At 46.6% G+C, this 5,987-nt stretch carries 8 protein-coding genes; 4 read left to right on the forward strand and 4 right to left on the reverse strand.

Annotation, left to right across the window (positions count from 1 at the left end):
* Positions 1–265 (forward strand): PEP-CTERM sorting domain-containing protein (locus tag QUA40_RS27365; protein WP_333131662.1); only part of this gene is annotated, 265 nt, incomplete at its 5' end.
* Positions 266–301: 36 nt separating this feature from the next.
* On the opposite strand, the gene QUA40_RS27370 is transcribed toward QUA40_RS27365, so the two are convergent.
* The 3 genes from QUA40_RS27370 to def form a co-directional block, all read right to left on the reverse strand.
* On the reverse strand, positions 302–1,639 hold the full coding sequence (locus tag QUA40_RS27370; RefSeq protein WP_333131664.1) for a PrsW family glutamic-type intramembrane protease: 1,338 nt from the start codon (positions 1,637–1,639) through the stop codon (positions 302–304).
* A 163-nt stretch (positions 1,640–1,802) separates the two neighbouring features.
* Positions 1,803–2,003, reverse strand: a complete 201-nt coding sequence (locus tag QUA40_RS27375; RefSeq protein ID WP_199297488.1) for a hypothetical protein — start codon at positions 2,001–2,003, stop codon at positions 1,803–1,805.
* Positions 2,003–2,563 (reverse strand): peptide deformylase, encoded by a 561-nt coding sequence (def, locus tag QUA40_RS27380; RefSeq protein ID WP_333131666.1) that lies wholly within the window; start codon positions 2,561–2,563, stop codon positions 2,003–2,005. Before def ends, QUA40_RS27375 begins: the two co-directional genes overlap by 1 nt.
* A gap of 101 nt (positions 2,564–2,664) precedes the next feature.
* Between def and QUA40_RS27385 the strand changes: the two genes are divergently transcribed.
* The gene (locus tag QUA40_RS27385) at positions 2,665–3,177 is read left to right on the forward strand and encodes a DUF1648 domain-containing protein (protein ID WP_333131668.1); all 513 of its coding nucleotides are present in this window, start codon (positions 2,665–2,667) and stop codon (positions 3,175–3,177) included.
* A gap of 247 nt (positions 3,178–3,424) precedes the next feature.
* Here the strand turns inward: QUA40_RS27385 and QUA40_RS27390 are convergent, their stop codons facing one another.
* Positions 3,425–3,880 (reverse strand): aspartyl protease, encoded by a 456-nt coding sequence (locus QUA40_RS27390; RefSeq protein WP_333131670.1) that lies wholly within the window; start codon positions 3,878–3,880, stop codon positions 3,425–3,427.
* A gap of 120 nt (positions 3,881–4,000) precedes the next feature.
* Between QUA40_RS27390 and QUA40_RS27395 the strand changes: the two genes are divergently transcribed.
* Both QUA40_RS27395 and QUA40_RS27400 read left to right on the forward strand, forming a co-directional pair.
* Positions 4,001–5,293 carry a pentapeptide repeat-containing protein gene (locus QUA40_RS27395; RefSeq protein ID WP_333131672.1) on the forward strand — a complete coding sequence of 431 codons (1,293 nt, stop codon included), beginning with the start codon at positions 4,001–4,003 and terminating at the stop codon, positions 5,291–5,293.
* A 392-nt stretch (positions 5,294–5,685) separates the two neighbouring features.
* Positions 5,686–5,987, forward strand: a 302-nt coding sequence (locus QUA40_RS27400) for a helix-turn-helix domain-containing protein (RefSeq protein WP_333131674.1), incomplete at its 3' end; no start/stop codon positions are given.

Consider the following 5,987-nt stretch of genomic DNA (forward strand, 5'->3'; position numbering starts at 1 on the left):
TCTTGCACTTTATTCTCGATCGCGCGCTCAAAACCCAGGCTACCTCAAGTGCGATCGATATATTCAGCAAGCCCTATATACAAGTCTAAACCCAGAAGACAGTGTAAGTCTAGCTACCGGAACGATCGTTTCGGATACCCCTGTTTATTACACCCTAATGAATACCGAAGCCGAACCAGTTCCCGAACCTCTCACCGCAGGGGGGACAGCTTTAGCATTTGCTGGTTTAAGCTGGTTAAAACATAAGAAAAAAATGGCAGTTTGAAGTGCGATCGCACCTCAACAATTAAGCACTCAGAAGTCACTTTTCAAAGAATATTCGAGTAGCAAAATTTTGCTCTCGATTCGGAGACAGAGCTCTGGCTTTCAAAATCGCCGCTACCAAAAACGCATAGGACAAAACTCCCACCAATGCCAGCAAAATTACGCTGGCGGCTCCCGAGGCATTCCACAAAGCATGAAGTGCCGAAGCGCTGAAATAACCTACGCCCAAAATATGCCAGCGCTTCCGGGGTTTGAGGGCGCTCAAACCGATAAAATATCCGAAATAGCCGCTGTAAGCCATGTGTCCGGCTGCGGAACCCAAAATTCGGGGAATTAGCAACTGCAAACCTACTAATTGTCCGGCTTCGGGCCCTGCTTGCAGGGTGACGTTTTGGATGACATTGGGAACGTACTGTCCCAGAGTTTCTAATAGTGTAAAGCCGACTGCCGACGCACTTCCTAACAAAATTCCGTCTAAAGGTTCCCAAACGCCGATTCGATCGCGCCACGGATTTTTCAGCCAATTTCCCAACAGCATCGCTCCCAAAATGGGCAGGGCTTTCAGCAATTCTTCCATCAGACCCGCCCCGAAAAACATTCTGATTAAAAAAGGTAAAAAGCTGATTTGTTCGCCTTCGGTTGGCAGGCGACCGGGCAAAATTTCTCTAAATACTAATATAAATCCAATCAATAAAGGGCTGATCACAATCAGAACGGTAGCTAACGCCGAACCAAGCAATACCCACCAAGGCTTGTGTTTGCCACACAGTTGATAGATAAAGTAGTAAGCCGCACCGGCGAGGTAAGCTGACAGCAGCAAGTTGAATGCTGCGGAATTTCCAACGGCGACAAACATCGACACGACAACAATAACTGTGGCAATACCTGGATATAAGTAAGCTTTTTGGCTTAATTGTTTGCCCGTCGAGGCGATCGGGAATAATTGAGTTAAAGTGAGAGTGTCTTTTTCGCTACCAGCAAAACTGCCCGTTTGTTGTGCAGGGAATCCGGGTTTATTTTGGTAAGGGTTTACGGGAGATTCAAAGATGTATTCAGGGCCGTCAAGGCCGAGACTGATGCGATCGCCTGTTTCTAAAATTTGGCAGCCCGAGAGCTTTTTTCCGTTGATATAAGTTCCGTTAGCGCTGTTGAGGTCGCAAATTTCCCATTTCGTCAAAGTACCCTGAGTTAGGGGACGGATCATGGCGTGGCGACGGGAAACCATGCCGTGGGCGATCGACTCTAAAGCTATTTGACAATTGCGATCGCGTCCGATGACCAATTCCCCATCTTCTGAAAGTTGGTACTTGGATGCTGGCGTTCCCACAGCGTCTTTGGCTGGCACTTGTCGCAGAAATCCGATTTCATTAGTCATGAGTTATGAGTCATTAGTCATTGGTCATGAGCTCGAAAGCTATTAGCTGATGTTATTTTTGAGCAGTCTTTATTCCACAGTTATTGGTTGTTAGCTGCTGACTAATGATTAATTACTAATTACTAATAACTGCTGACTAATGACTAATGACTAATCACTCTGCTTATAGATTTGCCCTGGCATCCTGAACGGCTGCATAGAAAAATATGCCAGTTAGCGGTACGCTCAGGGCGAGGATGATGCCCGTAACTAAATTGCCAAGTTGAGCTTCTCCCGATGACAGCTCAAAGATGGAGCCGACTGCTGCGATCGCCGCGATACACGAAAGAGCTAACAATAAACCACTTTTAGGAGTTCCTGCCATCATACTGACTTTACTGCCTTTGGCGAAAATTTGTGCTTGACTAATTCTTCTGTCAGTGCGAGCTTGTTTTCTACTCTGTCTACAAACAGCACTCCGTTGAGGTGATCCATTTCGTGCTGAATTGCCCTCGACAGTAACTCTGTTGCTATCAGGGTTTGCGGGCGACCGTATTCGTCGCGGTAGGACACTTCAATGGCTTCTGGGCGTTTGACTTCTAAATAAACTCCCGGAATGCTCAAACACCCTTCTTGCAAGATGCAGACATCGTTGCTGCTACTTTTGATAGTGGGGTTGATCAAAACCATTGGAGGTGTGGCGGGGTTTTCCGGGTCGCAGTCGAGCACGATTACTTGTTTGTTGACTCCGACTTGGGGGGCAGCCAAACCGATGCCATCGGCACTGTACATGGTTTGCAGCATTTCTCGGACTAGCTGCCGAATTTCTGCATCGACGCTTTTGACGCGCTTGGCTGGCTGCCGCAGGACGCGATCGCCTAATGTGTGTATTGTTAGGGGCGGTTTTTCTAACTTTTTCTTTTCAATCAAGACCTGAGCCGTCATAGAACCTCGCGGGATGTTTGGAAACCCCCAACGAAAGCTGTTGGGGAATGAAATTGGAACCAATACTATTATTTCCAATATTAATCTAATTTTAAGTAGCCATGAATAGAAACGCACCCAACCAACGGCCGGTTATTTCTCTGGGGCTTTCGCCTGTTTTAGTGACTGTAGAGCTTTTAGCTGCGATCGCGATTTTGCTGGCTGTTTTGCTCATTGTACAGTTTTGGGCGGTTTTGCCCGATCGAATTCCGATTCATTTCGGCTATCGGGGGCTGGCTGATGCTTGGGGCGACAAGGTGACGATTTGGATCGTGCCGGCGGTGGCTGCCATTATTTTTGCGGTTTTAACTGCGGTATCGCGCTATGGGCATACTTTTAATTATCCCGTACCGATTACTTATGAGAACGCTCGCCGGCAATATCTGTTGGGGCGAGGCCTTTTGGTTTGGCTGAAGGCGGAGATTTGCTGGCTGTTAGCGTTTGTGGTGCGACAGCAAATTCTTGTGGCATTGGGTAATGCTCAAAGGTTTAGTGTCGAGTTGATTTTAGGGATAATTGTTTTGATTTTGGGGACGGTTGGCGTCTATATAGTCAAGGCTTATTCTGCTCGCTAGATGTATGGTAAATGCCTTACATATAAAATTAGACCTATTGCATAAATCTTTGATTCATTTATCGACCGCAGAGTTAAGGCAGATCAACACTGATAAACACCGATAATTTCAAGATAGTTTATGACTTTTGCAATGCAAGTCTATTGTAAAAAGCGTTTTTCAGGAGTACGAGCGTCTTGCTTACATATAGCGAGCGATACGCTCGCACTTTCTGTAAATGCAAAAGTGAGATCATCCCAACCTTCAACTAACCCATCAGATATGTTTGCTGATTGTTCATCGGCAATACTCGCAACCGTCGATTTTTCAAATCAGGTTCTAAGCCTAGTTCTTCCATTGGAATCACGCCCAGCAAAACAGCAGACACGCCTTCGGGTAACTCTAAACAATCAAATCTCCCTTCTCTCCCCTCTACAATAATTTGAGCGTCGGCAAAAAATCGACCCTTTTTTATGCCCGCTGATGTTTCTACATCTCTTTCTCCTACTTGTATTAAGCCTAACTGGCTAATAATGCGAGCTGGCAAGGAAAGCAGAGTTGCTCCGGTATCGACAACAACGTTATCGAGGATAACAGAGCGGACTTCCTCCGCAGAAATAAATCCCCGTTCAGCGATAACTCGATCGATGCGATTCGTGACGGTGATTGTAGTGATTGCTTGACCCATTTGTTTTGCTTGCAGATTGGGGAGTACCAGGGTCATAGTATGTTACCTCTTTGAGTATAATTAGTGAATATTTCTATTGTAATACTATCTAGAATCCTGCGAAAGTTAGTTAAAATCGTTTTAGTGATCGGTCAAAATTAGAATTTGCCTCAACGCATGACACCAGAAAACAACTCTTCTCAACCAAATCCTCCTGATTCGAACGTGACTGTAGAAAATCTTAACGGTGCAAGCCCTACTGTGCCCCCAGAATCAGCGAAAATCGTCACTACTGGTGAACCGAAAAAACCGCTGCCGCCGCCTCCAAGTCGCAAGGTTTTTGCGCCGTTGCAGCCACCACAAACGACTGCTGAGATGTCGGCCTCGGTACTGATATTGGGTTCGATCGCAGCAATGATTATAGGGCTAGCCATTGACATCGTGTGGCTCGGTTTGTCGGGTGCGACTTTGGCGATAGCAATCGCCCTGCGGATGATGTGGCCAAATTGGGGCAAAATCTGGACGCAGGTAATCCCTCCGACTTGGCGCACCCTGATCGTCTCTAGCTTCGGGCTGTTGGCGGGAACAGTTGGTTTGCTCATACTCAGCGGGGCTAACGGTGAAGTGGGAAGTCGCAATATTAAGATTAACTGGGATGCGGTGGGAGCAGTCGGTGAAGTCATCGGCGCTTTGGGACAAATTTTGATCGCAATTTTGGGCGTTTATGTGGCTTGGCGCCAGTACGTGATCTCGAAGGATTTGACGATTCAGCAAAATCGCATTACGCAGCAGCAAACTATTGATGCTTATTTTCAAGGGGTTTCGGACTTAGCCCTTGATGAACAAGGATTTTTGGAAGACTGGCCGCAGGAAAGGGCGATCGCAGAAGGCCGCACCGCTGCGATTATGAGCAGTGTAGATGCTGAAGGTAAAGCTAAAATTTTGCGGTTTTTGTCGCAGTCGAGGTTGGTTACTCCTCTGAAGCGCGATCGGCTTTTAGGCCGCCCCATCCTTGACGGCGACGGTGGCTACGCTGAAGATAGGGATCACGGTATCCGCGTTATCGATCTCAATGTTATGTTAGCGGGTGCTGACCTGGCGGGCACCGATTTGCGGTGGACGGATTTGAGCGAAGCCAACCTCGTCCGCGCTAATCTCAGCAAGTGCGATTTAGTGAAAGCCAACCTCTCGCGCGCTGTCTTGTACGACGCCAATCTCGTTCGCGCCGACATGAGAGGCGCGGCATTATTCTACGGCTCTGCTGAAACTGCATCCCCCCGCAGCCGTACCGAATTTCCCAACTATCAAACGGGCGAACATACCGGCGCTGTGGTTGAACGTGCTGATTTCACCGGGGTCAAGCGGCTGTCGGAGGAGCAGCGCTATTACTGCTGCACTTGGTGCGGCTCTAAGTCGAGAGAGACTATTCCCGGCGGCTGCGAAGGGATTCCCAATAAACTCGGACGTTAAAATTAGAAGTACCGCTTTACTTACGTATATATTTGGTGCTCGCGATCGCAGCGGACTATACTTTAATTTTCAATCTACAGTCTTACGCTGTTTTAGCCATGACAAATACTGATTTAGGGCTAGAAGTAACTCGGCACCGAGAGCGATCCAAAAGCAGGGACTGGTTAATTTTTGTAATTGCTATGTGGTTTCTGAGCAGATCGGTAATTGCGATCGGGATCCAAGTAATTGCCCCGTTCTTCGACCCGATTCAGAACTCACAGCGTTTTGTTCCCGGCTTTGTTCCCAAAAGTGGCTGGGAAGTGTTTTCGCATTGGGACGGCCAATGGTATAAGCTGTTGTGCCTTTAAATAGGGTATCATAAAAAATGAGTTTAGTCAATATCTACAAAAATGCCAGCTAAAAACCATCTCAATCCCCAACAAATAGAGAAACTACAAAAAGCCTTAAGAGAGGAAGAAAAGGCAAATATTAGAGAAAGAATTCTAATTTTATTATTGCTCAATGACGGCAAGACACAATCTAAAATTGCTGATTTTTTGGGTTGCTCAGTCAACAAAGTATCTTATTGGTGTGTCAAGGGAGACCCAGACAATCTAGAAAGTCTAATTGATGATAGGATGAAGGGAAATCACAAAAAAGCCACAGATAAATATATAGATATATTATTAGAAACTCTAGAAAAAGACCCTCA

This window comes from Microcoleus sp. Pol11C3 (assembly GCF_036701485.1).
Taxonomy (GTDB): domain Bacteria; phylum Cyanobacteriota; class Cyanobacteriia; order Cyanobacteriales; family Microcoleaceae; genus Microcoleus.

Bases quoted from the DNA above. Each gene is read 5' to 3' on its own strand.
- QUA40_RS27390 (WP_333131670.1), bottom strand. From the start codon at position 3,880: ATGACCCTGGTACTCCCCAATCTGCAAGCAAAACAAATGGGTCAAGCA.
- QUA40_RS27395 (WP_333131672.1), top strand. From the start codon at position 4,001: ATGACACCAGAAAACAACTCTTCTCAACCAAATCCTCCTGATTCGAAC.
- def (WP_333131666.1), bottom strand. From the start codon at position 2,563: ATGACGGCTCAGGTCTTGATTGAAAAGAAAAAGTTAGAAAAACCGCCC.
- QUA40_RS27370 (WP_333131664.1), bottom strand. From the start codon at position 1,639: ATGACTAATGAAATCGGATTTCTGCGACAAGTGCCAGCCAAAGACGCT.
- QUA40_RS27375 (WP_199297488.1), bottom strand. From the start codon at position 2,003: ATGGCAGGAACTCCTAAAAGTGGTTTATTGTTAGCTCTTTCGTGTATC.
- QUA40_RS27385 (WP_333131668.1), top strand. From the start codon at position 2,665: ATGAATAGAAACGCACCCAACCAACGGCCGGTTATTTCTCTGGGGCTT.